General features: G+C 63.8%; 19 protein-coding genes and 1 pseudogene. 4 read left to right on the top strand and 16 right to left on the bottom strand.

Features of this window, described 5'->3' with window-relative positions; genetic code table 11:
- Positions 1–300 precede the first annotated feature (300 nt).
- The 10 genes and pseudogenes from smc to ccmA form a co-directional block, all read right to left on the bottom strand.
- Entirely contained in the window at positions 301–3822 is a 3522-nt protein-coding gene (gene smc, locus QD356_RS10800) for a chromosome segregation protein SMC (protein ID WP_192838620.1), read from the bottom strand.
- 295 nt (positions 3823–4117) lie between these two features.
- The gene (gene ccmI / locus QD356_RS10795; protein WP_192838621.1) at positions 4118–5485 is read right to left on the bottom strand and encodes a c-type cytochrome biogenesis protein CcmI; all 1368 of its coding nucleotides are present in this window, start codon (positions 5483–5485) and stop codon (positions 4118–4120) included.
- Positions 5482–5973: a cytochrome c-type biogenesis protein gene (locus QD356_RS10790; protein ID WP_192838727.1), complete on the bottom strand. Its 492-nt coding sequence runs from the start codon at positions 5971–5973 to the stop codon at positions 5482–5484. The genes ccmI and QD356_RS10790 overlap by 4 nt, the downstream gene beginning before the upstream one ends.
- A 53-nt stretch (positions 5974–6026) precedes the next feature.
- On the bottom strand, positions 6027–6605 hold the full coding sequence (locus QD356_RS10785; RefSeq protein WP_192838622.1) for a DsbE family thiol:disulfide interchange protein: 579 nt from the start codon (positions 6603–6605) through the stop codon (positions 6027–6029).
- Positions 6602–8602 carry a heme lyase CcmF/NrfE family subunit gene (locus QD356_RS10780; RefSeq protein ID WP_279877898.1) on the bottom strand — a complete coding sequence of 667 codons (2001 nt, stop codon included), beginning with the start codon at positions 8600–8602 and terminating at the stop codon, positions 6602–6604. Before QD356_RS10780 ends, QD356_RS10785 begins: the two co-directional genes overlap by 4 nt.
- Positions 8602–9108, bottom strand: a complete 507-nt coding sequence (gene ccmE / locus QD356_RS10775; protein WP_192838623.1) for a cytochrome c maturation protein CcmE — start codon at positions 9106–9108, stop codon at positions 8602–8604. Before ccmE ends, QD356_RS10780 begins: the two co-directional genes overlap by 1 nt.
- Before the next feature lie 81 nt (positions 9109–9189).
- Positions 9190–9456 carry a heme exporter protein CcmD gene (ccmD, locus tag QD356_RS10770; protein ID WP_225996522.1) on the bottom strand — a complete coding sequence of 89 codons (267 nt, stop codon included), beginning with the start codon at positions 9454–9456 and terminating at the stop codon, positions 9190–9192.
- Positions 9453–10220, bottom strand: a complete 768-nt coding sequence (locus tag QD356_RS10765) for a heme ABC transporter permease (protein ID WP_192838730.1) — start codon at positions 10218–10220, stop codon at positions 9453–9455. Before QD356_RS10765 ends, ccmD begins: the two co-directional genes overlap by 4 nt.
- Positions 10221–10385: 165 nt before the next feature.
- A complete protein-coding gene (gene ccmB / locus QD356_RS10760) occupies positions 10386–11108 on the bottom strand; it encodes a heme exporter protein CcmB (protein WP_192838624.1) in 723 nt (240 codons plus the stop codon).
- A gap of 131 nt (positions 11109–11239) precedes the next feature.
- Positions 11240–11908, bottom strand: a pseudogene (gene ccmA, locus QD356_RS10755) (cytochrome c biogenesis heme-transporting ATPase CcmA); the annotation flags it as partial.
- 474 nt (positions 11909–12382) lie between these two features.
- Between ccmA and QD356_RS10750 the strand changes: the two are divergent.
- Positions 12383–12859, top strand: a complete 477-nt coding sequence (locus QD356_RS10750) for a LexA family transcriptional regulator (RefSeq protein WP_043333703.1) — start codon at positions 12383–12385, stop codon at positions 12857–12859.
- A gap of 26 nt (positions 12860–12885) precedes the next feature.
- The gene (locus tag QD356_RS10745; protein WP_043333702.1) at positions 12886–13512 is read left to right on the top strand and encodes a YigZ family protein; all 627 of its coding nucleotides are present in this window, start codon (positions 12886–12888) and stop codon (positions 13510–13512) included.
- Positions 13513–13621: 109 nt separating this feature from the next.
- On the opposite strand, the gene QD356_RS10740 is transcribed toward QD356_RS10745, so the two are convergent.
- A complete protein-coding gene (locus QD356_RS10740; RefSeq protein ID WP_192838626.1) occupies positions 13622–14251 on the bottom strand; it encodes an NAD(P)H-dependent oxidoreductase in 630 nt (209 codons plus the stop codon).
- A 153-nt stretch (positions 14252–14404) separates the two neighbouring features.
- Positions 14405–15379 carry an MliC family protein gene (locus QD356_RS10735; protein WP_192838627.1) on the bottom strand — a complete coding sequence of 325 codons (975 nt, stop codon included), beginning with the start codon at positions 15377–15379 and terminating at the stop codon, positions 14405–14407.
- 606 nt (positions 15380–15985) lie between these two features.
- On the opposite strand from QD356_RS10735, the gene QD356_RS10730 reads away from it, so the two are divergent.
- Positions 15986–16897 (top strand): LysR family transcriptional regulator, encoded by a 912-nt coding sequence (locus tag QD356_RS10730; RefSeq protein ID WP_192838628.1) that lies wholly within the window; start codon positions 15986–15988, stop codon positions 16895–16897.
- A 238-nt stretch (positions 16898–17135) separates the two neighbouring features.
- Here QD356_RS10730 and QD356_RS10725 read toward each other — a convergent pair whose 3' ends face one another.
- The 4 genes from QD356_RS10725 to QD356_RS10710 all read right to left on the bottom strand — a co-directional run bounded on the left by QD356_RS10725 (position 17136) and on the right by QD356_RS10710 (position 20406).
- Positions 17136–17342, bottom strand: a complete 207-nt coding sequence (locus QD356_RS10725; protein ID WP_043333698.1) for a cold-shock protein — start codon at positions 17340–17342, stop codon at positions 17136–17138.
- 214 nt (positions 17343–17556) lie between these two features.
- Entirely contained in the window at positions 17557–18006 is a 450-nt protein-coding gene (locus tag QD356_RS10720) for a lipocalin-like domain-containing protein (protein WP_192838629.1), read from the bottom strand.
- A 24-nt stretch (positions 18007–18030) separates the two neighbouring features.
- Complete coding sequence (locus QD356_RS10715) at positions 18031–19692, bottom strand: ATP-binding protein (protein WP_175089956.1); 1662 nt, start codon at positions 19690–19692, stop codon at positions 18031–18033.
- A 3-nt stretch (positions 19693–19695) separates the two neighbouring features.
- A complete protein-coding gene (locus QD356_RS10710) occupies positions 19696–20406 on the bottom strand; it encodes a response regulator (RefSeq protein WP_043334706.1) in 711 nt (236 codons plus the stop codon).
- Positions 20407–21005: 599 nt separating this feature from the next.
- Here QD356_RS10710 and QD356_RS10705 point away from each other — a divergent pair.
- Positions 21006–23906, top strand: coding sequence for a ribonucleoside-diphosphate reductase subunit alpha (locus tag QD356_RS10705; protein ID WP_192838630.1), 2901 nt, complete (start codon positions 21006–21008; stop codon positions 23904–23906).
- The last annotated feature ends 172 nt before the right edge of the window (positions 23907–24078 follow it).

Here is a 24078-nt window from a genome sequence, read left to right as displayed (position 1 = left end):
GCACCAACCCCAACAAGATGAGCCACTCTCTCAATTCCATGGGTCATTAGCCTGTTTGCTTGGGCACCATGCACGTGAACAGCATAGCGCGATTGCAGAAAAAGGGGACATTTTTTCGAATGTCAATCCTGTGGTGGTGACCTGCGCAATCGCCCTTCAATTATCCCTGACTGACACTATGACGCAAACTCGTAGTGCTTTCGATCTCTAGATGCAACACGATCTTGCCAACTAGGCCGCCAAGGCGGCCACTGGCTACCGCGCCGGAGGATGACCTTGCCCTCCTGAACGGCTTTTCCCTCACGCTTCGGCAAGCACGGCAGCTTCTTCTATCCCTACAGAGACAAGGCGCGAGACGCCGGGTTCCTGCATGGTGACACCCATCAGCCGATCTGCCGCTTCCATGGCGATCTTGTTATGGGTGATATAGATGAACTGTACGCTTTCCGACATCTCCTTCACCAGCCTTGCATAGCGTCCGACGTTGGCATCATCCAGCGGTGCATCCACCTCATCGAGCATGCAGAACGGGGCCGGATTGAGCTGGAAGATGGCGAAGACCAGCGCCAGTGCCGTCAGTGCCTTCTCGCCGCCTGACAGCAGGTGAATGGTGGAGTTTTTCTTGCCCGGTGGCCGCGCCATGATCGCGACTCCCGTCTCCAGCAAATCATCACCAGTCAGCGTCAACCATGCGGTTCCGCCCCCGAAGATCTTGGGGAAAAGCGCCTGGATTCCGGCATTGACCTTGTCGAAGGTGTCCTTGAAGCGCACCCGTGTTTCCTGATCAATCTTGCGGATGGCGCGCTCGAGGGTCTCCAGCGCTTCGCTCAGCTCGGCATGCTGGGCTTCCAGATAGTTGCGACGCTCGGCCTGCTGGTCGTATTCCTCGATGGCCGCCAGGTTGATGGCCCCCAGCCGCTTGATGCGTTCGCCGATCTGCTCAAGGTTGTGGCTCCAGGCCGATTCGGTGGCATTGGGGTCCAGCTCGTCCTCGAGCTGCGCGATCGCCGCCTCGTCATAGCCCAGTTCCACCAGTTGCTCGTCCTGCGCATCGCCCTTGAGGGACAGCGCCTGCACCTGCATGCGGCCTTCCTCGAGGCGCTGGCGAATCCCCTCGAGATTGCGCTCATGAGTCTGACGCGACTGTTCCGCCTGACGCATCTGTTCGACCAATTCATGAGTCTTGTCACGACAGGCGTTGAGCTTGGTTTCCTGATACAGACGCGTCTCGAGCAGCATCTCGAGCTTTTCGCGCTCTTCTTCCTGCGGCAGTGAGGCTTCTTCGCGGCTGGCCTCGAGCATCTCGATGCGCTCGGCGAGCTTCTCGCGCTGCTCGACGGCTCGCATGCGCTGGCCCTGCATGCCGTCACGCTCGGTGGTCAGGCGCTGACGCTCCATGTCGAGACGGTTGACCTGCTCACGCGCGGGCGCCAGCTGGGCACGCAGCCCGGCCAGCGCCTCCTGATGTTCGCGCCGTGAACGCTCCAGCGACTCGCGCGACTGGGCATTGTTCTCGACCGCCTCCAATGCCTGCTGCCAGCGCTCACGCGCCTCCTCCAGCGTCAGGGCCTGAGTTTCGCGCGTTTCCGCCAGCTGCTCGAGCTCCTCATCCAGCTCACGAGCGCGGCCATCGACATGCTCCAGGCGGCTGGCGATGCCGGCCTCCTTGAGACTGAGTTCACGCTGGCGCTCGCCAAGCTCCCGCTCTTCGACGCGCAGATGCTCGAGCTGCTGCTCGGCGCCGGCAATCTGTTCGGCGGCTGCGGCCAGACGCGTCTCGATCTCCTCGAGACGCTCATCCAGTGACTCGAGTTCCAGCACGACCTGCTCGAGGCGCGCCCGCTGGGCGATGACGCTATCGGCACGTTCACCGGCCACCTGACGGCGGCTCCAGCCCTGCCCCAACCACAGGCCATCCGGGGTCAGCACGCTCTCGTGCGCGGCCAGAGAATCACGCCTGGCCCAGGCGGCTGCCTGCGACTCGACACAGTGGATGCTGGCCAGCCAGCCGGCCAAGGCATCCGCGCCACTCACCTGCGCCGCCAGGGTGCCAGCGGGTCGGTCTGCCGCGCTGGACGCCGGCGTGCCATCGACCAGCAACAGCTCGCCGCCGGGCAGCTCATCCATCAGCGTGGCCAGACGCGACGGCTCGCTCGCCGCCAGGCGCGCCTTGAGGAAGGGGCCCAGCACCCAGGCACTGGCCGATTCCCAGCCCTCGGCGACCTCGAGCCCCTCGGCCAGCGCCGGGGTCTCGGCGAGCCCGTGCTGCTCCAGGTGGCTCGCCAGGCTGTCATCGTCGTCACGCAGCGCCGCGTCGATCAGTGCCTCAAGCGAGGCCTTCTCGCCCTGCAGGACGTTGCGACGCTGGCGCAGCTGATCGCGCTCTCCATCCAGCGCCAGACGATCAGCCTGGGCCTGCTCACGGGCTTCACTGGCCTGCTCGCGACGCGACTCCAGCGATTCGCCGCTGAGCGACAATTCATCGAGCTGCTCGCGCAGCTCCTCGCGGGCTTCACGCAACTCGGCGACATCCGGCAGCTCCGCCAGCTGCTGGCGACGGCGCTCGCGCTGGCGCTCGGCATCGGCGATGGCATTCTCGAGCTGCTGGATCTCGCTCTGGGCCCGCTCGGCGCCACGCTGGGATTCGTTGTCGGCCTGACTGAAGCGCTCCCACTCGCTCTGGCTGTCCTGGCGGCGCTCTTCGGCCTCCTCCAATGACAGCTCGAGCCCTTCGAGGGTCTCGCGGGCCAGCTCGAGTTCCGGGGCGATATCTTCCAGGCGCGCATCGATCATCTCGAGGCGCTCGCCGTCCTCACCCTCGACGCGCTGGATGTCGCTCAGCTCACGCCTGGCCATCTCGAGATCCGCCGCCAGCTGCTGCTCACGGGTGCGGGCGTGCTCGAGACTCTGCTCGAGGCGCGCGATCTGGGCGCCGGTCTCATAGAAGGCGGCCTGATGGGTTTCCAGCTCTCCCGCCAGCTCGTCGTGCTGATAGCGCTGCTCTTCCAGCTGGCTCTCGCACTGACGCTGACCGAGAATCTCGCGCTCGACGCCGGTTTCCAGCTCCGCGACGCGTGACTGCTGCTCGCGCTGCTGCGCACGCAGGCCCCGCCGACGCAACACGGCCAGCTCGCCCTTGAGGCGATATTCGTCCTGTTTGAGGGTCTGATAGCGCTTGGCGGCCTCGGCCTGACGCTTGAGGCGCTCGAGCTGCTTGTCGAGCTCCTCACGCAGGTCATCCAGGCGCTCCATGTTCTCCTGGGTGCGCTTCATGCGGTTCTCGGTCTCGCGGCGGCGCTCCTTGTACTTGGAGATGCCCGCGGCTTCCTCGAGGGTGCTGCGCAGGTCATCCGGGCGCGCCTCGATCAGCTGCGAGATCATGCCCTGACCGATGATGGAGTAGGAGCGCGGCCCGAGGCCGGTGCCGAGGAAGACGTCGGCGATATCACGCCGGCGACATTTCTGGCCATTGAGGAAGTAGCCGGACTGGCCATCGCGCGTCACCAGACGCTTGACGGCGATCTCGGCGTACTCGGACCAGGCGCCCCCGAGGCTGCCATCGGCATTGTCGAAGGTCAGCTCGATGGAGGCCTGCCCCACCGGCTTGCGCCCGGTGGAGCCATTGAAGATGACATCCGTCATCGACTCGCCGCGCAGATTCTTGGCGCTGGACTCGCCCATCACCCAGCGCACAGCATCGATGACGTTCGATTTCCCGCAGCCGTTGGGGCCGAGAATCGCCGTCATGTTGCTGTCGAAGGGCACGGTGACCGGATCGACGAAGGATTTGAAGCCGACCAGCTTGATCGATTTGAGCCGCATTGCGCCTGGCGCGTCCTTGAGTCTGGAGAAAGAAGGTCTGAAGAAATAACTTCTGAAGAAATAAGTTCTAGAGAAAGAAGCTCTGACGCAGAAAAACCTGAAATACCGCGGCGTCGCAGGCCTTTCGATAAGAGCCCGCACCGCCACAAGGTAAACATGTCCTTACGACGAGACAGCCGGTCATCGAGGGTATTTTCGAAAAACCAGCGCGCAGTCTACCCAAAAGCGGCGATGGCCCCAACCGGCGCAATGACAAACGAAGCCGTCATCGCGCGGGCCGGGGGCCAATCGCGACTTACTGAGTGACGCGGTGATCGATGCGCAGTGCCAGTGGCGCCTGTGTCGCATCAGTGCCCTTCTCGTCATCGGCGTCAGCACTGCGGGTGACGATGACATTCTCGAGCTTGCCTTCGAGATCTCCCGGCTGGGCCGTCGGCTGCCCGGAAGCGGAGATGCGCGCCACGAGCGTGACGCGCTCGGCCATCGAGAGCCGCGCCATCGGGGCCATGGCATTGTCGTCCGACAGAGTGAGCGTCAGCGGCAGCTTGTCCGCGGTGGTGCGCACCACTGCCAGCGGCGGCAGCTTGCCTTCGCCATCGCGCGCCACGATGAACAGGGTCGCCGCTTCGGCACTGACCGGCAGCGCCGCCAGCTGCGCCTCGAGCGCCGGGTCCAGTGACACCTTGAGCGTCAGACGTGCAGCGCCCTCCTTGCTGTCCTGATCAGCCGCAGTGCTCTGATCCGCCGAGCCTTGATCTGGCGCGACCGAGTTGGCCAGGGCGACCGAGGCATCGACATCACCGGCACTGGCCATGCGCTGGCGTGCGGCCTTGATACCTTCGCGCAGCGCCTTGGCGGCATCGGGATTCTCGAAGCCGGCAATCGCCTTGCGCCAGTAATCGATGGCCTCTGGATAGCGGGCATGATCGAAGGCCTCGATCCCGAGCAGGCCGAGTACCGTCGGCTGACGCGGATCGGCCGCCAGCACTTCATCGACCAGCGTCTGGACCTCCTCGGTCAGGGTGCGCTGGGCGGCGAAGAACTTGAGCTGCGCCAGCTGCGCGATCAGCGCAGGCACGCGGCCTTCGAGCGTGATCAACGTCTCGAGCGACTGCATGGCCTCATCGAGACGTCCGGCATCGCGGTAGAGCGGAAACAGCGCCATCCACACCTTGGCGTTGTCGGGCTGGGCCTCGGTCTCGGCGCGCAGCCGGGCGATGCGCGCCTCGAAGCTGGCGGCATCATGGATCGGCGTGGCGGCAATCGCCTGCGCCAGCGCCAGGTCCCCGCTCGCGCCTTCGCGCTGATACCAGTAAAGCGAGCCCGCCACCATCGCCACCAGCAACAAGGGCACCAGCACACGGCCACTGCTGGCCGCCTTGAGCGGAGATCGCTTGAGGGATTCGGCATCTTCCAGCAGGCTGCGTTCCAGCTCGACCCGCCCTTCCGCCAGCGCCGTGTCATCCAGCTCACCGCGCGCATGGCCGCGCTCCAGCGAGGCCAGTCGACGCCGATAGACACGCACGTTCTCGGCGCCGAGGCTGTCGTTGTCCTCGAACGCCTGCTGATCGGCATGCACACGACGCGCCCGCCGCAACGGCAGCAACAGCAGCCAGCCGGCGGGAATCATCAGCACGGCAATCGCCAGCCATAACAGGATCATGAGCGCTCCTTGGCAGTGTGTTGCCCAGCGCCGGGTTGCTCATCAACGGCCTGGCGATGCGTGGCGAGCAATGCCGACAGGCGCGCCTGCTCATCATCATCCAGCGCACGCACACGCGCACGCCGCCGGGCGCGCACGATCAGGGTCACGACCAGCAAGCCGAGCAGAATCAGGACAGCGGGGCCGCCCCACAGCAGCCAGGTGCGCCCATCGAGGCGCGGGTTGTAGAGCACATACTCGCCGAAGCGCGCGACCATGAAATTCTGGATCTCGCTGTCACTGCGGCCGTCCTTGAGCAGGTCCGCCACGTTCTGGCGCATGTCACCGGCGATGGGGGAGTCCGAGTCACCGATCGCCTGGTTCTGACACTTGGGGCAGCGCAGCGCGGCGGTCAGGCTGTCGTAGCGCTTCTGCAGCACCGGATTGTCGAACTGATGCATCTCGATGGCGGCCTGCGCCTTGCCGGCAGACAGCCAGGCAAGAAACATCAGCACCACCAGCGCCTGCACCAGCGGGATGGCGAAACTCCTGAGCACGGATTTCATGAGCTGGCCTCCTCATCGGGCGTGCTGGCGGCGTCAGTCGCGGGCTCCGCGATGCGCTCCAGCGTCGGCAGGATGACGTCGCGGACATCTTCGGGGCGGATGTAGCCGGTGTGGTGATAGCGGATCACACCCTCGGCATCGACCAGGAAGGTTTCCGGTGCCCCATAGACGCCGAGATCAAAGCCCAGCGAGCCCTCGGGGTCGAACAGATTGACGCTGAACGGGTTGCCGAATTCCTCCAGGAACTGGCGGCCCTTGGCGCGGGTGTCCTTGTAGTCGACGCCGACCATGTGTACGCCGCGGCTGGCGAGATCCAGCAGCTGCGGCATCTCGTGCTTGCAGGTCGGGCACCACTCGCCCCAGACGTTGACGAGGCTGACCTGCCCCTTGAGCAGCGAAGCATCGAGGCGCGCCTGCGGCTCACTCAAGGTGCTGAGCGAGAATTCGGGGAAGGGCCGCGACAGCAGCGCGGAGTCCCGTGCATAGGGGTCATCATCGAGGCGCTGGTAGAGGAAGGCACCCAGCCCCACCACGACCACCAGCGGCACGAACAGCACCAGACGACGAACATTCATGGGTGAGCCTCCTGCGTGGCGAGGGAGCGGGTGTCAGAGGCCGTGCTGGCCTCGACACGGCGGCGATAACGGCGATCCAGCACGGCGATCACACCGCCCGCCCCCATCAGCAAGGCGCCCAGCCACAGCCAGCGCACGAAGGGTTTGACCTGGATGCGTACCGCCCAGCTGTCGTCATCCAGCTTCTCGCCCATGGCGACGTAGAGGTCACGCGTGAAGCCGGCATCGAGCGCGGTCTCGGTCATCGGCATGCCGCTGGCCAGGAACAGACGCTTCTCGGGGTGCAGTGTCGTCACGGGGTCACCATCTCGGCTGACTTCCACCGTGGCGCGGTCCGACAGGTAGTTGGGGCCGCGATATTCACCAAGTTCAGTCATGCGGAACTGATAGCCGCCCACGCTGACTTCCTTGCCCTGCACCATGCGCACGTTCTCGGCGACCTCGGTATTGGAGACCAGCGTCACGCCGACGATGGTCACCGCCAGCCCCAGATGCGCCAGCTGCATACCCCAGTAGCTGGGTGTGAGGCGCTTGAGCCCCGCCCAGCGACCCGCCTTCGAGGCACTCTTGTCCCACAGGTCGCGCAGCAGCGGCAGCACCACCCACAGCGCGATGACCAGTCCGAGCGCCACCGAGAAGCTCCACTCGATATCCAGCGTCAGCGGCAGCAGGCCGCCGATGACGAGTGCCGCGCTGCCGGCCAGCGCCAGACGACGCGTAAGCTCGCGGCCCGGCATCTGCTTCCAGCGCGAGGCCGGCCCGAGGCCCATGAAGGCACACAGCAGCGTGGTCAGCGGCACGAACAGCGCATTGAAGTACGGCGGGCCCACTGAGATCTTGCCCAGCCCCAGCGAGTCCAGCACCAGCGGATAGAGGGTGCCCAGCAACACGGTGACCATCATCACCAGCAGCACGAGGTTATTGACCAGCAGGAAGGCATCCCGCGACAGCCAATGAAAGCCCAGCGTCGAACGCACGCGCGGTGCGCGCAGCGCGAACAGCAGCAGCGAGCCACCGACGGTAATGCCGAGTAGCACCAGAATGAACAGCCCGCGATCGGGGTCACTGGCGAAGGCGTGCACCGAGGTCAGCACGCCGGAGCGCACCAGGAAGGTGCCCAGCAGTGACAGCGAGAAGGCGAAGATCGACAGCAGCACCGTCCAGCTCTTGAAGGCGCCGCGCTTCTCGGTGACCGCCAGCGAGTGGATCAGGGCGGTACCGGCCAGCCACGGCATCAAGGAGGCATTCTCCACCGGGTCCCAGAACCACCAGCCGCCCCAGCCGAGCTCGTAGTAGGCCCACCAGCTGCCCAGCGCGATGCCGACGGTGAGGAAGGCCCAGGCGATGTTGGTCCAGGGGCGCGCCCAGCGTGCCCAGGCGGCATCGAGACGCCCGCCCATCAGTGCCGCCATTGCGAACGCGAACGCCACCGAGAAGCCCACGTAGCCCATGTAGAGCATGGGCGGATGGATGATCAGCCCGATGTCCTGCAGCAGCGGATTGAGGTCCGCGCCGTCAGCCGGCATGTCCGGCAGCAGGCGCGCGAAGGGATTGGAGGTCAGCAGCACGAAGGCCATGAAGCCGGTGGAGATCAGCCCCATGATGCCCAGCACCCGTGCCAGCATGTCGCGCGGCAGATGGCGCGCCCCCAGCGAGACGGCAAAGCCCCAGCCGGCCAGTATCAGGCTCCACAGCAGCACCGAGCCCTCGTGGCTGCCCCACACGGCGCTGAACTTGAAGTACCACGGCAGCTGGCTGTTGGAGTTGTTGGCGATATAGGCGACGCTGAAATCATCCAGCAGGAAGCTCGCGGTCAGGCAGGCATAGGCGATCAGCACGAACAGGAACTGCCCCCAGGCCATCGGCTGGGCGAAGCTCATCCACAGCGGGCGGCGCGTACTGGCCCCCGCCAGCGGCACGACCGCCTGCACACAGGCCAGACAGGCGCCCAGAATCAGCGCGAAGTGGCCGATTTCCGGCAACAATTGCGTCACCATCACGGGGTCTCCTGCGGATCGAGCGCGGCCTTGGCAGCGCTGCTGTCGCTGGTCAGGTTGCCCGTCCTGTTACCAGACACATCACGCCCGGAGGCCTTCAGCGCCTCCGACACCTCCGGCGGCATGTACTTCTCGTCATGCTTGGCCAGCACCTCGCTGGCCTCGAGATGCTCACCATCGAAGGTGCCCATCACCACCACGCCCTGCCCTTCACGGAACAGGTCCGGCAGGATGCCCTGATAATGCACCGTCACGTCATGATCGAAATCCGTGACGGTGAAGATGGCATCCAGCGTCTCGTTGTCGCGCCTGACACTGCCATCACGCACCATGCCGCCCGCACGGATCTGCCTCCCCTGGGGCGCTTCGCCACTGGCGATCTGCGTCGGGGTATAGAAGGCGTTGATGTTGGCGCGCAGGGCATAGAGGGTCAGGCCCACCGCGAGGGCGGCCAGCAGCACGATGGCCGTGACGATATACAGGCGCTGCTTGCGTTTGGGAGTCATGGTCAGGGCTCGATCAGGGCAAGGGACGGTCAAGCCTCTCGCGGTCAGCGGGACAACCGCCGCGGGAGGGAGAAAACAGGTTCAATCACGAGAGCTGTGGCGCGAAGCCTGATGTGACGAACGATGCGAAGCGCGGTGTGAAGAAGGGTGCGAAGAATGGCGAGAAGCGTCACGGCGCAGGCGGCGACGGATATCCGCCTCCAGCGCGCGACGCGACAGCCGCGTGGCGATCACCAGCCCCACCAGACACGCCGCCGTCAGTCCCCAGGCCGACCACACATACAGCGCATGGCCGCCCATGGCGAAGAACTCGCTGACACTCGAGAAGGCGATGCCCGGCAGGTTCATGATTTATCCCCTTCTGCCGCGACCACCGCAGCATCGGGGCGCGCACGCGCAGACGGACTCAGCAGATCACGCACCCACTGCTTGCGACTCTCGCGTCTCAGCACCTCGACCCGCGTGCGCATAAGCACCAGCGCGCCGAACAGGGCGTAGAAGCCGATCACCATCATCAGCAAGGGGATCCACATGCTGGCCGGCATCGGCGGCGCTTCGCTGAGCGTGAAGGTGGCCGGTTGATGCAGTGTGCTCCACCAGTCCACCGAATACTTGATGATCGGGATGTTGACCATGCCGACCAGCGCCAGGATCGAGGCCGCGCGCGAACCGCTGTCACGGCTGGCGAAGGAGCCACGCAGCACGATCACGCCCAGATACAGGAACAGCTGGATCAGCATCGAGGTCAGCCGGGCATCCCAGATCCACCAGGTGCCCCAGGTGGGAATGCCCCACACCGAGCCGGAAAACAGCGCCAGCGCCGTCATCAGGGCACCGACAGGCGCGGCGGCCATGGCGACCATGTCCGCCAGCTTGATCTTCCACACCAGGAAGAGCAGCGCGCACACCGCCAGCAGCATGAAGCACGACTGGGCGAGAATCGCCGCCGGCACATGCACATAGATGATGCGGAAGCTGTTGCCCTGCTGGTAGTCGGCGGGCGCGAAGGCCAGCCCCCAGACACTGCCGGCCACCAGCGCGATGATGGCCAGGGCCCAGAGCCACGGCAGCCAACGCTGGCTGGCCGCGAAGAAGGTCGCCGGTGCGCCCATGCGATGCAGCCACGGCCATAGCCCGCCCTTGCGGGGGCGAACCTTGCGGGCAGGCGCTTGCGGAGAGTCGGAGTCGGCGGTCACACGGGCCTCTTGTCAGGGGCAATGAAAAGCCTTGCGAATACCCGAGAATGCTCGGGCAGCGTCATGCAGTTCTTGATCGGGCTAGCCATTGATGCTCAGCCTGAGTCCGGCGGCGATGGCGAGCGGCGCCAGCAGCAGGGCCAGCGCCAGCATCGCGCCCAGAATGGCCAGATGGGCCAGGCTGGGCATGCCGTTGACGGCGCTCTGTACGGCGCCGGCACCGAAGATCAGCACCGGAATGTACAGCGGCAGGATGATCAGCGAGAGCAGTACTCCGCCGCGACGCAACCCCACCGTGAGCGCCGCACCGATCGCGCCGATCAATGACAGGCTCATGCTGCCAAGCGCCAGCGAGGCGATCAACACACCAAAGGCGCCGCTCGGCAGTCCCAGCATCACGCCCAGCAAGGGTGCCATCAGCGCCAGCGGCAGGCCGGTCAGCAGCCAGTGGCCCACCACCTTGGCCAGCACCAGCAACGGCAATGGCTGCGGCGTCAGCAGCAGTTGCTCGAGACTGCCGTCCTCCAGATCCTGCCGGAACAGACCATCCAGTGACAGCAGCGTCGCCAGCAATGCCGCCACCCACAACAGGCCCGGCGCCAGCGTCGCCAGCAGCGCCTTGTCCGGTGAGATGCCCAGCGGAAACAGCGTGATCACCAGGGCGAAGAACACCAGCGGATTGATCAGCTCACTGCGTCGGCGCAGCGCCTGACGCAGGTCGCGCGCGAGGGTCGCCTTGAAGGCCCCGGCCAGCGAGCTGGTGGACGGGGCCTCGGGCAGTGCCGTCAGCAGCTCATGGTTCATGCCGAGGCGCCTTGTGTCGAGGCTGTGTCTTTCCCGCCCACGCCCTGCCCTGAACCCTGTTCTAGCCTCTGTTCTAGCCCCTTTTCTAGCCCCTGCTCTGATCCCTGTTCGACCTTCATCCCTTCTTTCGCGCCCAGGCACAGGCGGCGCAAGCGCGAGGCCGGTGAGAAGCGATGATGAGTCGTCATCACCACGCTGCCCCCACGCTGGGCGTGAGCCAGCAGCAATGCCTCCAGTGCCTGAACACCATCACGATCAATGGCGGTGAAGGGCTCATCGAGCACCCACAGCCGGCGTGGCGTCAGATGCAGCCGCGCCAGCGCGATACGTCGCTGCTGACCGGCGGACAGCTGCTGTGCAGGCACATCCTCGAAACCGGCCAGCCCCACGGCGTCCAGCGCCGCCCAGGCGAGCTCGCTGCGGGCCTCTGACTTTGCCTGCGGCTGACCGCCAAGCGCCTGATACCAGGCAAGGTTTTCCAATGCGGTCAGGGTGCCCTTGATGCCGGGCTGGTGACCCAGATAGAGCAGTGAGCCCAGAAAGTCGTCACGCACCCGCGAGGTGGGCTGGCCGCGCCAGAGCACCTCGCCCTCGTAGTCATGGAACTGACCGGACAGAATCTTGAGCAGGGTGGTCTTGCCACTGCCATTGGGGCCCTCGACCTGCAGGATCTCTCCCGCATGCAGCGAAAGATCCAGACCCTCGAACAGCCAGCGCTCATCACGCTCACAGCCGAGCGCCACGACCGCCAACAGAGGCGGCGCGCTACAGACTTCATCGCTGGCAGGCAGGCTGGGCATCCCGGATTCTCGCGGCTGAGCCGTCGCGGAGTGCGACATCAAAAGCAGACCCAAAGGGTCACTGCGAGCCATTCTACGAGCTGAGGTCGACACTGACCACCGAGCAGCCGATCGCCTGGCCTCGCAGCCCCGCCATGACGGGCAGTCAAGCACTCGAGAAATATATCAGCGACATGTGGTGCACATTCATACGACACACTTTCGCTGGATTGGCGCTGGTCGATCCGCTCACCTCTTGCCACTTCGCGAGAGCTTGCTATGATGCAGACACTGTATACAAAAACAGTATCCATACAGTACCTTCATCACACGCCTGCCGAGTGCAGGCACAGACTGATCGGGTCGGCTCAACGCGTTGTCAGCATGTTCGCGGAGCCTAGCAGGCGACAGATGAACTCAGCCTGACGACCCTCCACGCTGCACCGCAGGCCGACGCACCATCCGCGCCGACCGCACGGCATCAGGGGATAGCTCATGTCACGTCTTCACGCTCCGCACTACCTTCAGCGTCTTCACAACCTGCCGCTCAATGACCAGGCCTGGCAGGAAATCACCGCCAGCGACATGATGGATATCCCGCTGCTCGGCAACATCACCGCCGGCATGCCCATCGAAGCCATCGCCGACTGCGGTACTGTTGCCGTGCCGACGCGCATGGTGCGCCGCAATACCTACGCCCTGCGCGTGCGCGGCCATTCGATGATCAACTGCAATATCCATGATGGCGACATCATCATCATCGAACGCAGCGAAAGCGCCGAGAACGGCGAGACCGCCGTGGTGATGATCAATCAGCAGGAAGTGACGCTGAAGAAGCTGTATATCGAGAAGACCGGCGTGCGCCTGCAACCGGCCAACGACAGCATGGCCCCCATCTATCTCAAGAATGCCGATATCGAAGTGCTGGGCATGGTGATGGGCGTGGTGCGCGGCAACGCCGTCACTCACTGAGGGCGACGCTTTGGTAAGATGGTGCCATGACCTATCTGATACCGGCACTGGCGCCCGAGGCGCACCATGAACACAGCATCGAGATCGAGAAGAGCCGCTTCATCGCCTGGCTGGCCCATGCCCCGACGCCAGAAGGCATGACGCGACTGCTGGCTCAGGCGCATCTCGCCCACCCCAACGCACGCCATCACTGCACGGCGTTCATCGCCGGGGCACCCAATGAGCAGAACGCCATCGGTTTCTCCGATGATGGCGAGCCGGGCGGCACTGCTGGCAGGCCGATGTATCAGGTGCTCGAAGGCAGTGGCGTCGGCCAGGTGGCCTGTGTGGTGATCCGCTACTTCGGCGGCATCAAGCTGGGCACCGGCGGCCTGGCGCGCGCATACAGCCGCGCGGTGCTCGAGGCGCTCGAGCACCTGCCCACCACGACCTTCACGCCGCGCACGCCAAGGCGTCTGAAAGTCGGCTTCGCCCATGAGGCCGATGTTCGCCACTGGTTGAGCGGCTACGATGTGCCGGTGGATGCCAGCGACTATGGTGCCGATGGCGTGGTGTTGACGGCGGGCTGGCCGCAAGGCGGCGCCCAGCCGCCGCTGGAAGAACTGCATGCGCGCCTCAAGGGAGCGCTGGAAGTGCTCGACTCCCGCGACTGATCTGCACCAGCGACTGACCGGCGCCAGCGCCTCCCTTTGGCTCTCCACAAACACGAACGCCATCGCCGCCCTTGTCAGGGCGGCGATGGCGTTCGTGTTTTCACTTCTCTCAGCTGAACTGCAGGGCTTCCACCTGATTGGCGATGGCAGCCTTGGCCTCGGCCAGCGAGGCGGCCCTGGGCTCATCGCCCATACTGAGGCCTTCGGCATACACGAAGTGCTGATCCGTGATGCCCATCAGCCCGAACATGGATTTCAGATGTGGTGTCTGGGAATCCATTTCAGTGCCCGCGTACATGCCGCCACGCGCCGCCAGTACCAGCGCCTGCTTGCCTTCCAGCAGGCCCACCGGCCCTTTCTCGGTATAGCGGAAGGTCTCGCCGGCGCGCAGCACCCGGTCGAACCACGCCTTCATCTGCGTCGGCAGGCCCAGATTGTAGAGCGGTGCCGCAACGACCAGCAGGTCTGCCGCTCTCAGCTCGGCCAGAAAACCATCGGAAAGTGCGGCGAGCTTGCGTTGCTCGGCGCTACGCTCATCCGCCGGCGTCATCCAGGCCTGCATTTCCGCGCCATCGAGATGCGGCAGGTCACGCTCGACCAGATCATGATGCGTCAGCTGAAATGGCTGCCCGGAGGCCTCGAGCGCACTGACGAAGGATGCGGCCAGCGCACGTGAATTGCCCTTATCGGCGAACAGGGAAGCAGACACCAGCAGGACATTGAGCGAAGCTTTTGACATGTGGAGGGTCTCCATGAAAGTGAGGCGCGATCCTGTCGACGGTGTTCGACCCGATCCGCATGCACAGCATGATAAATGAACCATTCCACACGAAAAGCGACTTAAATCGCCCATATCATTCGAAAAAAGCGAACAATTAGTCAGTCATCACCCTTATTCGACTGCCGACTGATAACGGAACGCCTCGCCACAGCCCTTCAATTTCTGCCCTGCAATCGTCAAGGTCGCCGTCAGTGGATAGGGCGCGCCCTGCATGGAATCGAAGCAGGCGCCCGGCGCGACCACCAGCTGCAATGGCTCGCCCTGCTTGCCGTCAGCCGGGAGTTGCGCCTTGAGCACACGGCTATCGTTTGCCTCATGGGCGACCCGATAAGGCAGCTTCACCACCTGGACACCTGACGAGCGAGCACCAGCCTCCGTTTCTGCAGAGCGCTCGGATGCCTGCGCCTTGTGCGGCGAGTCGAGCAAGCCCTGCATGGCCGTCAGCGTCAGCATGTTGTGCTCGCTGTCGAGACTGACCTGCCAGCCGGGCTCATTGCCCTGCGCCACCAACAGCGGCTTCTGCGTCGTCGGATGAATCACGCGCCGATCATCCTGCACACATTCCAGATTGCCGCGGGCATTCTGCAACATCGCCTCGGAACCCTTGAACCACACCTCCAGTCCCTCTTCACCGGGCAACGCCTTCACATCACCAGATGCCTGCTCGGCCGGCGATGCACCGGTATTGGCCTGATAGCGCTCGCCCGAGGCACTGACGACCCGCTCCAGGGTATAGGCATGCCGCCGTGACCACAGCCGCAACCAGTCATGCGATGCCTCGGCGTCGCCTTCGCTGAAGGCCATCAGCAGATCCTGCGCCGGAGTACAGCGCCACACCTGATACTCACTCGCCCGGGGCGGTGGCAGAAAGCTGGAGGGCAAGGTCACCGCAGCGGCCTTGCCCAGCGATTCCGCACTGGGCGGCGCAGGCTTCTTCGCCACCTCATGCACCACGGGGCCCGGGTCCTGCGCGGGGGCCGGCACCTTCAGCGGCGGCTGGCCAGCATCCGTCCCTGTCGTGGCATCCTGACTCCACGGCAGGGAGGTACATCCCGCCAGCAGCAGGGGCACCGCCAGAGGCGACATGCGCAAGCCCGCTCGACCGGCAGCGATCATCCCTGGTGTGAGACTCGCGGCCCATCTATGGGGCAACGCACGGGAAATGGCAAAAAGACGACAGCAATGACGTGACACGATGAACCCTCCCTGGGCATGTCGGACGACAAGATGCAGCGCAGGACTCTCGCGACGAGACACTGCGGCATGGCTGGACTTCAAGGCGGAGACGGCGGCCTTCCTGGCGCACCCTGCCAAAGTCTATCAAGCGCAGTGAGGCTTGTGGGGATGGGAATGCACTGAGGGTACAAGGCGCGTGTTCTGCCGGCCTTGCATGACCCCCTCCTGGCGCCTGACTCCGGCGCCCTTCGTGTTCCGCCGCCCCGAGTGATACGCGAATCGCCATGAATATGAGACAGTGTCATGAGCGCCCTCGGGCAGCCGCGCGTCACGATGGTGGCCTGGCAGGGGGAGGTCCCGCTGCCACTCTCCCACTGATCCAGTCACGCGGGAGTGATTGACTCGCTCGCGGCTTGCGCCAGGACTTTCAACTTAACGTTCTCGGCTTGCCTGTCTCCACTTGCCGTTCACAACGCATCTTTCTCACTCAACCTCTCAACATGAGCACCATTCATCATGCTTGAATTGCGCCATCTGCGTACCCTGCTGGCCCTGCGTGATGCTGGCTCGCTGGTCGAAGCCGCGGAGCGTGTCCACCTCACCCAGTCCGCCCTGTCCCATCAGCTGAAGGACCTCGAGGAGCGCCTGGGCGCGCCGCTGTTCATCCGCAAGACGCGCCCCGTGGAGTTCACCCGCGCCGGACAGCGCCTGTTGTCGCTGGCAGAGCAGGTACTGCCTCAGTTCCGCATGGCTGAGCGCGACATTGCTCGCATGGCGGGTAGCGAGCAGGGCCGGCTGCACATGGCCATCGAGTGCCATAGCTGCTTTCAGTGGCTGATGCCGACGGTGGATCGCTTCCGCGATCACTGGCCGGAGATCGAAGTCGATATCCCCTCGGGCCACAGCTTCGCTCCCCTGCAGGCATTGGGCCGCGAGCAGCTGGATCTGGTCATCACCGCCAACCCGGTGGAGATGGCCGGCATCCAGTACATTCCGCTGTTCCGCTATGAGGTCATGCTGGCCGTGGCACGCCAGCATGCACTGGCCATCAAGGGCCATGTGGAGCCACAGGACCTGTGCGACGAGACCTTGATCATCTATCCGGTCGAGCATGATCGCCTGGACGTCTTCACCCAGTTCCTCGAACCGGCCAACGTGAGCCCGCGCGAGATCCGCAGCGCGGAGATGACGGTGATGATGATGCAGCTGGTCGCCAGCGGCCGCGGCGTCACGGCGCTCCCCAACTGGGCGCTGGCCGAGTATCTGACGCGCGATTACGTGCGTGGCCTGTCGCTGGGTGACGGTGTCTGGGCGACACTTTACGCCGCCGTCAGAGAAGATCTGCTCGGCACGCCGTGGATGGACGACTTCCTGCGTACCGCCCGTGAGACATCATTCGAGGTGCTGAGTGGCGTGAAGCCTGCCTGATACCCGAGCCTCAGCGCTTACGAGGAATGGATACACGAAAGCCCCACTACTCGATGCCTTGCGGCCTGTCGAGTGATGGGGCTTCTTGTTAGTACTGTTCAATGCTTGTTCACGCCATATCACTACGGCTTGCGTCCAAGACTTTTTCTTCAGCACAAACAGAACCGCCCCAGCATGAGCTGGGGCGGTTCTTGACATCTATCATCTCAAGCGGAAAGCATTCCGCAATGAGTGATGATCAGTCGATAGCCTTGACGTTGGCTGCCTGCAGGCCTTTCTGGCCCTGAGTCACGTCGAAGGAGACCTGCTGGCCGTCCTGCAGGGTCTTGAAGCCATCAGCCTGGACTTCGGAGAAGTGAACGAACAGATCGTCACCACCGTCAGCCGGAGCGATGAAACCAAAACCTTTAGCGTCGTTGAACCACTTAACTGTACCTGTAGCCATGAGAAATTCCTCTCTGATTAGCATGTTTGAAATAACGGGCATTACCCGAAGAGCGTGGGCAAAGCAAAACCATGCATCAAATCAGCGAGGCTTCTCGGGGCGCTCAAGGCGATTTACCGAGCAGCACAGGCGACTGAGTGGTGCGTCTTGCTATCCAACAGGGGCTACATTGCACGCTAACCCATGATCACGTCAAGCCTTTTCGACAATCACTTCACACAGTCGCCAAGCGATGCCACTCCAGCCAGGTCAGAAATCCCCCTTCCGGCAGCTGCAGATTCGGCGCATCGGTGCCCAGTAGCAGGTAGTCTCCCTCGAGCGTGACGCGCCGCACAAGCGTCACCTCATCCCAATCGGCGATCGTGGCCAGCGACAGATGATGGCAGACCTCCTCCCGCTCACTGTCCCACTGCCAGCGCCCACAGTAGGCAAAGCCCTCACGAAAGGCGGCGACCAGCTGATCATCCGTCGGCGCCATCCCCAGAGGCTGACGCTCACAGGACACCAGCTGCACGCTCATATAGCCATTGGCCATGTAATGCAGCTGGCCCTTGCACTCGCCCAGCGGCTCCAGCTCGCGTCCATCCGGCCAGGCATACCAGAAACGCTCGAGCCGCCACGCGCCGATCAAGTCAGGATGCAGTGACAAGGAAGATTGCCGCATGGCCGATTCCTCAAACGGTCGTGATCAGGTGGCGTGCTCGTCCTGGAGTGACGGCGGCTTGACCGGCGGCAAGGGCACAGGCGCCTTGCGTTCCAGCTGGCTGGAGGTCAGTGGCAGCAACAGGCTGAAGCGCGCGCCCTTGAGCGACCTGCCCTTGTCCACCACCACGCTGCCACCGTGGGAATGCAGGATCTTCTGCACGATGGAGAGCCCCAGCCCGTAGCCGCCGGAGGCACGCGTACGCGAATCATCCAGGCGCGCGAAGGGCTTGAAGACCTTCTTGCGATCTTCCTCATTGATGCCGGGGCCATCGTCCTCGACATCGAGCCTGACCACCTGCGGGTCACTGGTGATGCGCACCAGCACACGGGAGTCCGCGTGACGGCAGGCATTGGAGACCAGATTCTGCAGCGCCCGCTGCAGATAGCGTGCCTCGGCCTCGACTTCCAGCGCCTCGCCTTCGATGCTCAGCAGCAACTCAGGATGCAACGGCGCCAGCGTCTCGCAGACCTGCTCCGCGATCTCGCGGCAATCCACCATGCCGAGGTCCAGCTGGATACCGGCGGCATTGTTGAGGCGTGCGTAGGTCAGGATCTCGTCGATCAGCTTGTCGAGTTCCTCGATGTCGCCGTCTGCGCCCTTTATCTGACGCTGGACGAAATCATCATCGACCATGTCCTCGATCATCTGCAGCGCGAAGCGGATGCGCGCCACCGGCGTGCGCAATTCATGCGAGACCGCCCGAATCATGTCCTGCTGCGCGCCCAGCAACCCCTGCACCCGCTCGGCCATGCCATTGAAGGCCATGCCGAGACGCCCGAGAAAGTCATTGGACTCGATGCGCACCCGCGTATCGAGATAGCCGCCCGCGATGCGGGTCGCGGCCTTTTCCAGACGCGTCAGGCGCGCCTCCAGTGAACGCACCACCAGATAGATGACGCCGCCCAGCAGACTGATGACCGCCAGTATCATGGCGATGATCAAGGCCGGCGGTGTCGTCTCGAAGCCGCGAATGGGCCCGACCTTGAGCATGGCGCGGTCCCCCAGTCGAGTATAGAGCGCCATCGCCTGACCGTGACTGGCCACGTTGAGCACCACCCGACCGGCCTCCAGGCGACTGGCCTGCTGTGCATCGAGATTCTGCGGAATGTCCGGCAACAGCGCGAAGGACAGACCGGAGGCCTGCTGCAGCTGGGCCAGCAAGTCGCTGCGCTGCTCGGCATTCATGGGCTGCAGGGTGTCATGCAGCGACACCATCAACCCGCGCAACTGCCGCTCCGCGAGATGCAGCAACCGGAATTCCAGCACTCTCTCTTCGCCCGGCACCGCCATCAGCAGCTGCCAGCCGGCATCATCATGGGGCCGCACCAGCGGCCGCCCGGCTTCAAGGCGGCGCTGCTCCCACCAGCTGAGGTCAAAGACCGCCGCTGGCGCCAGCAACAACCGTCCATCCAGCAGCCGGGCGGTCCGATTGAGGAAGGCCCCGCGCTCAGCCTCCGGCGTGGCCGCGATCTGGCTCACCAGCAGGCGCATCGGCGCCGCGCCCAGACGCGTCTGGTAGGCCTCAAGCCGGACCATATTGGTCAGCTGAAAGCCACCCAACGCGATGCCCAGCGTGAGCACCAATGCCACCAGCAAGGCGACATAGACACGCAGGAAGATGCTGTCGGAGAGAGCCCGGCGCATCGTCTAGAGGTCCTTGACGAACAGGTATCCCTTGCTGCGCACCGTCTTGATCCGCTCAGGATGATTGGGGTCATCGCCAATCTTGGGGCGGATGCGCGAGACACGCACGTCGATGGAGCGGTCTTGACCGTCGTACTTGATGCCGCGCAGCGCAGAGAAGATTTCCTCGCGCGTCAGCACGCGCCCCGCATTCGAGGACAGCAGCCACAGCAGGTCGAACTCGGCACTGGTCAGCTCGATGCGCTCGCGCGCCAACCATGCCTCACGGGTGGCGTTGTCGATCTCAAGATCATTGAACACCAGGCGCGTCTCACCGGCGGCCACTTCGGGGCCATCGGCGCGACGCAGCAAGGCTCGCATGCGTGCCAGCAGGACACGCGGCTGAACCGGCTTGGGCACGTAATCATCGGCGCCCATCTCCAGACCCAGCACCTGATCCATGTCATCGGTGCGCGCCGTCAGCATCAGGATCGGCCCGGCGAACTGAGGCCGCACGCGACGACAGATGGACAGGCCATCCTCGCCCGGCAGCATCAGGTCCAGAATCACGATGTCGGGGCGCAGACTGATGATCAGGTCCACCGCCCGCGCGCCGTCATTCTCGACGCTCACGCGGAAGTTGTTGGCTTCGAGGTATTCGCGCGTCAGTGTCGCCAGACGCTCGTCATCCTCAACAATCAATACATGTTCTTGCGCATTGGTATCCAAGGGCATTCCATCCGCATCGTTGGGTCAACGTGGCCAGCAGCTCACAAGCAGTTACTTTCCTGTGCCACGTCGTAACCTTTTCAGGGTGATTTGTCACGAATGATACGCCAATTTGGGCGTTTACGCGCCAGCAGCGCAGGCACCATCTGCATTGACGGAGCGCAGAAAATTTAACACCTGAACTCTTGACATCCCCCAGCGGCAAGGCCGGATTTTCAACCACACCTTACCCACAAGTTATCCACTTGCACGCCCCACCAAACAACACTATCTTGTGTCCAAAATCAGCTCACACCCCATATGTAGGGTTTTGGCGACGTCGACACCCATAGATCATGGCGACGATTGTCAAGCCCCGAAAGCATGAATCAGCGTATGGGAAGGCAGTCACGCAAGGCTGCTGGAACCGTGTCTCATGAACGCTATCAGGCTCAGCCCGGGCGCCGATTGCCCCGCCTGAGCCTGATCGAGTTTCTCGACGACAAGGCTGACGACGACAGAATATCCCCGGGCGCAGGCAGGAATTTCCAGCCTGCGCCCCGATACGAATTGCCCTCGAGCCCTAACGGGCAACGATTCACCTTCAGACGATTCAGGAAGGCGTCATGGATTCCACTTTCAGCACCGATCAGGCGACAGTCGACGTGACTGCCCCCCAGCGCCTGCGCGTCATCAAGCGCAATGGCGATGTTGCGCCCTTCGATGCCAGCAAGATCTCCGTCGCACTCTCCAAGGCGTTCATCGCCGTGGAAGGCGATCAGGTCGAGTCCAGCTCGCGCATCCGCGATCTGGTCCAGCAGCTGACCAGCCAGATCACCGATGCCTTCCAGCGTCGCATGCCTGATGGTGGCACTCTGCATATCGAAGACATCCAGGACCAGGTCGAACTGGCCCTGATGCGCTCCGGCGAGCACAAGGTGGCCCGCGCCTACGTTCTCTACCGTGACGAGCACGCCCGTGCCCGCAGCGCGCAGAACGACGGCATCGCCAAGCCGCACCCGACCATCAATGTCACGCACCTCGACGGCAGCGTGCGTCCGCTGGATCTGGGCCGTATCGAGACACTCGTCTTCGATGCCTGCGCCGAGCTGTCCAACGTCGACGCCCAGAAGATCGTCGATGACTCGCTGAAGAACCTGTACGACGGCGTGCCGGTCGATGGCGTGTCCACCGCGCTGATGATGACCGCGCGCACGCTGGTCGAGAAGGACCCGAACTACACCTACGTCACCGCCCGCCTGCTGCAGGACAACCTGCGCCGCGAAGCCCTGAGCTTCCTCAAGGTCGCTGACGAGGCCACCTTCGGCGAGATGAAGGACCACTACCCGGTCGCCTTCAAGGCCTACATCGAGAGCGGCATCGCCTTCGAGCAGCTGGATGAGCAACTGGCCACCTTCGATCTGGATCGCCTCGGCGCCGCCATCGATCACACACGTGACAACCAGTTCACCTATCTCGGCCTGCAGACTCTGTACGACCGCTACTTCCTGCACCAGAACGACGTGCGCTATGAGCTGCCGCAGGTCATGTTCATGCGTGTCGCCATGGGTCTGTCCCTGAACGAGGAAGACCGCGAAGGTCGCGCCATCGAGTTCTACGAGCTGCTGTCCAGCTTCGACTACATGGCCTCCACGCCGACCCTGTTCAACGCCGGTACCCGTCGCAGCCAGCTGTCCAGCTGCTACCTGACCACCGTGCCGGATGCCCTAGACGGCATCTACGGTGCCATCCGCGACAACGCCATGCTCTCCAAGTGGGCCGGCGGTCTCGGCAATGACTGGACGCCGGTGCGCGCACTGGGGTCCTACATCAAGGGCACCAACGGCAAGTCCCAGGGCGTCGTGCCCTTCCTGAAGGTCGTCAACGACACCGCCGTTGCCGTCAACCAGGGTGGCAAGCGCAAGGGCGCCGTCTGTGCCTACCTGGAAACCTGGCACATGGACGTCGAGGAATTCCTCGACCTGCGCAAGAACACCGGTGATGACCGTCGTCGTACCCACGACATGAACACCGCCAACTGGGTGCCGGACCTGTTCATGAAGCGTGTCTTCGATGACACCGAGTGGACCCTGTTCTCGCCGTCCGACTGCCCGGACCTCCACGACCTGTACGGCGCGGCCTTCCAGGCGCGTTACGAGCAGTACGAGGAGATGACCCGTCAGGGCCAGCTGAAGCTGTTCAAGCGCGTCAAGGCGCGTGATCTGTGGCGCAAGATGCTCTCCATGCTGTTCGAGACCGGCCACCCGTGGATCACCTTCAAGGACCCGTGCAACCTGCGCAGCCCGCAGCAGCACGCCGGTGTCGTGCACTCGTCCAACCTGTGCACCGAGATCACCCTCAACACCTCCGAGGATGAGATCGCGGTCTGCAACCTGGGCTCGATCAACCTGGCGCAGCACGTCATCGACGGCAAGCTGGATGGCGACAAGCTCAAGAAGTCGGTACGTACCGCCGTGCGCATGCTCGACAACGTCATCGACATCAACTACTACGCCGTTCCGCAGGCGCGTCGCTCCAACATGCGTCACCGTCCGGTCGGCCTCGGCATCATGGGCTTCCAGGACGCGCTCTATGCGCAGTCCATCGCCTATGCCTCCGAAGAGGCCGTGACCTTCGCCGACGAATCCATGGAACTCGTCAGCTATCACGCCATCGAAGCTTCCAGTGATCTGGCGGCCGAGCGTGGCCGTTACGAGAGCTTCGACGGCTCTCTGTGGAGTCAGGGCATCCTGCCGATCGATTCCATCGAGAAGCTCAAGACCGAGCGTGGCGCCGACTACATCGAGATGGACGAAAGCCAGACTCAGGACTGGGACTACATCCGCGAGAAGGTCCGCACCCAGGGCATGCGCAACTCCAACGTGATGGCGATCGCGCCGACCGCGACGATCTCCAACATCTGTGGCGTCTCGCAGTCCATCGAGCCGACTTACCAGAACCTGTTCGTCAAATCGAACCTGTCTGGCGAGTTCACCGTGGTCAACGCCTACATGGTCAACGACCTCAAGGCGCGCGGCCTGTGGGATGAGGTCATGATCAACGACCTCAAGTACTACGACGGCAGCGTCCAGCCGATCGAGCGCATTCCGGAAGACCTCAAGGCGCTGTACGCCAACGCCTTCGAAGTCGAGCCGAAGTGGATCGTCGAAGCCGCCTCGCGTCGCCAGAAGTGGATCGACCAGGCGCAGTCCCTGAACCTGTACATCCAGGGCGTGTCCGGCAAGAAACTGGACGTGACCTACCGCATGGCATGGTTCCGTGGCCTCAAGACCACCTATTACCTCCGTGCTCTAGGTGCGACCGCCGTGGAGAAGTCCACCGTCGATCGCAGCAAGCACAACGCCGTCGGCAACGCACCGACCCCGGCTCCTGCTCCCGCGCCGACCCCGGCACCGGAAGCCAAGCCGGAACCGCGTGGCATCGAAGACTTCCTGCAAGGCAAGAGCGGTCAGCGTGCCCCCTCCGCCAGCAACATCGATGAGCTGGGCTGTGAGGCCTGTCAGTAAGCGATTGCGCAAGACTCGAGTCAGGCCCTGCCTGACTCCCCGCCTGCGATGACATCCCCGGCAGGCGGGCTGCGGCACTTTCTCAAGACCGAGCCTGGCTCGGTCTTGTGCCGACACAACAATCACTGCCTCCTGACATTGTCTCGAAACACGGCCCGGGCCTGACCTTCCC

The sequence above is a fragment of the Cobetia sp. 2AS genome (genome assembly GCF_029846355.1).
In the GTDB taxonomy this organism is placed as follows: domain Bacteria; phylum Pseudomonadota; class Gammaproteobacteria; order Pseudomonadales; family Halomonadaceae; genus Cobetia; species Cobetia amphilecti.
Note: the sequence above shows the minus strand (reverse complement) of the source record. Positions and strands in the feature narration are given on the sequence as shown.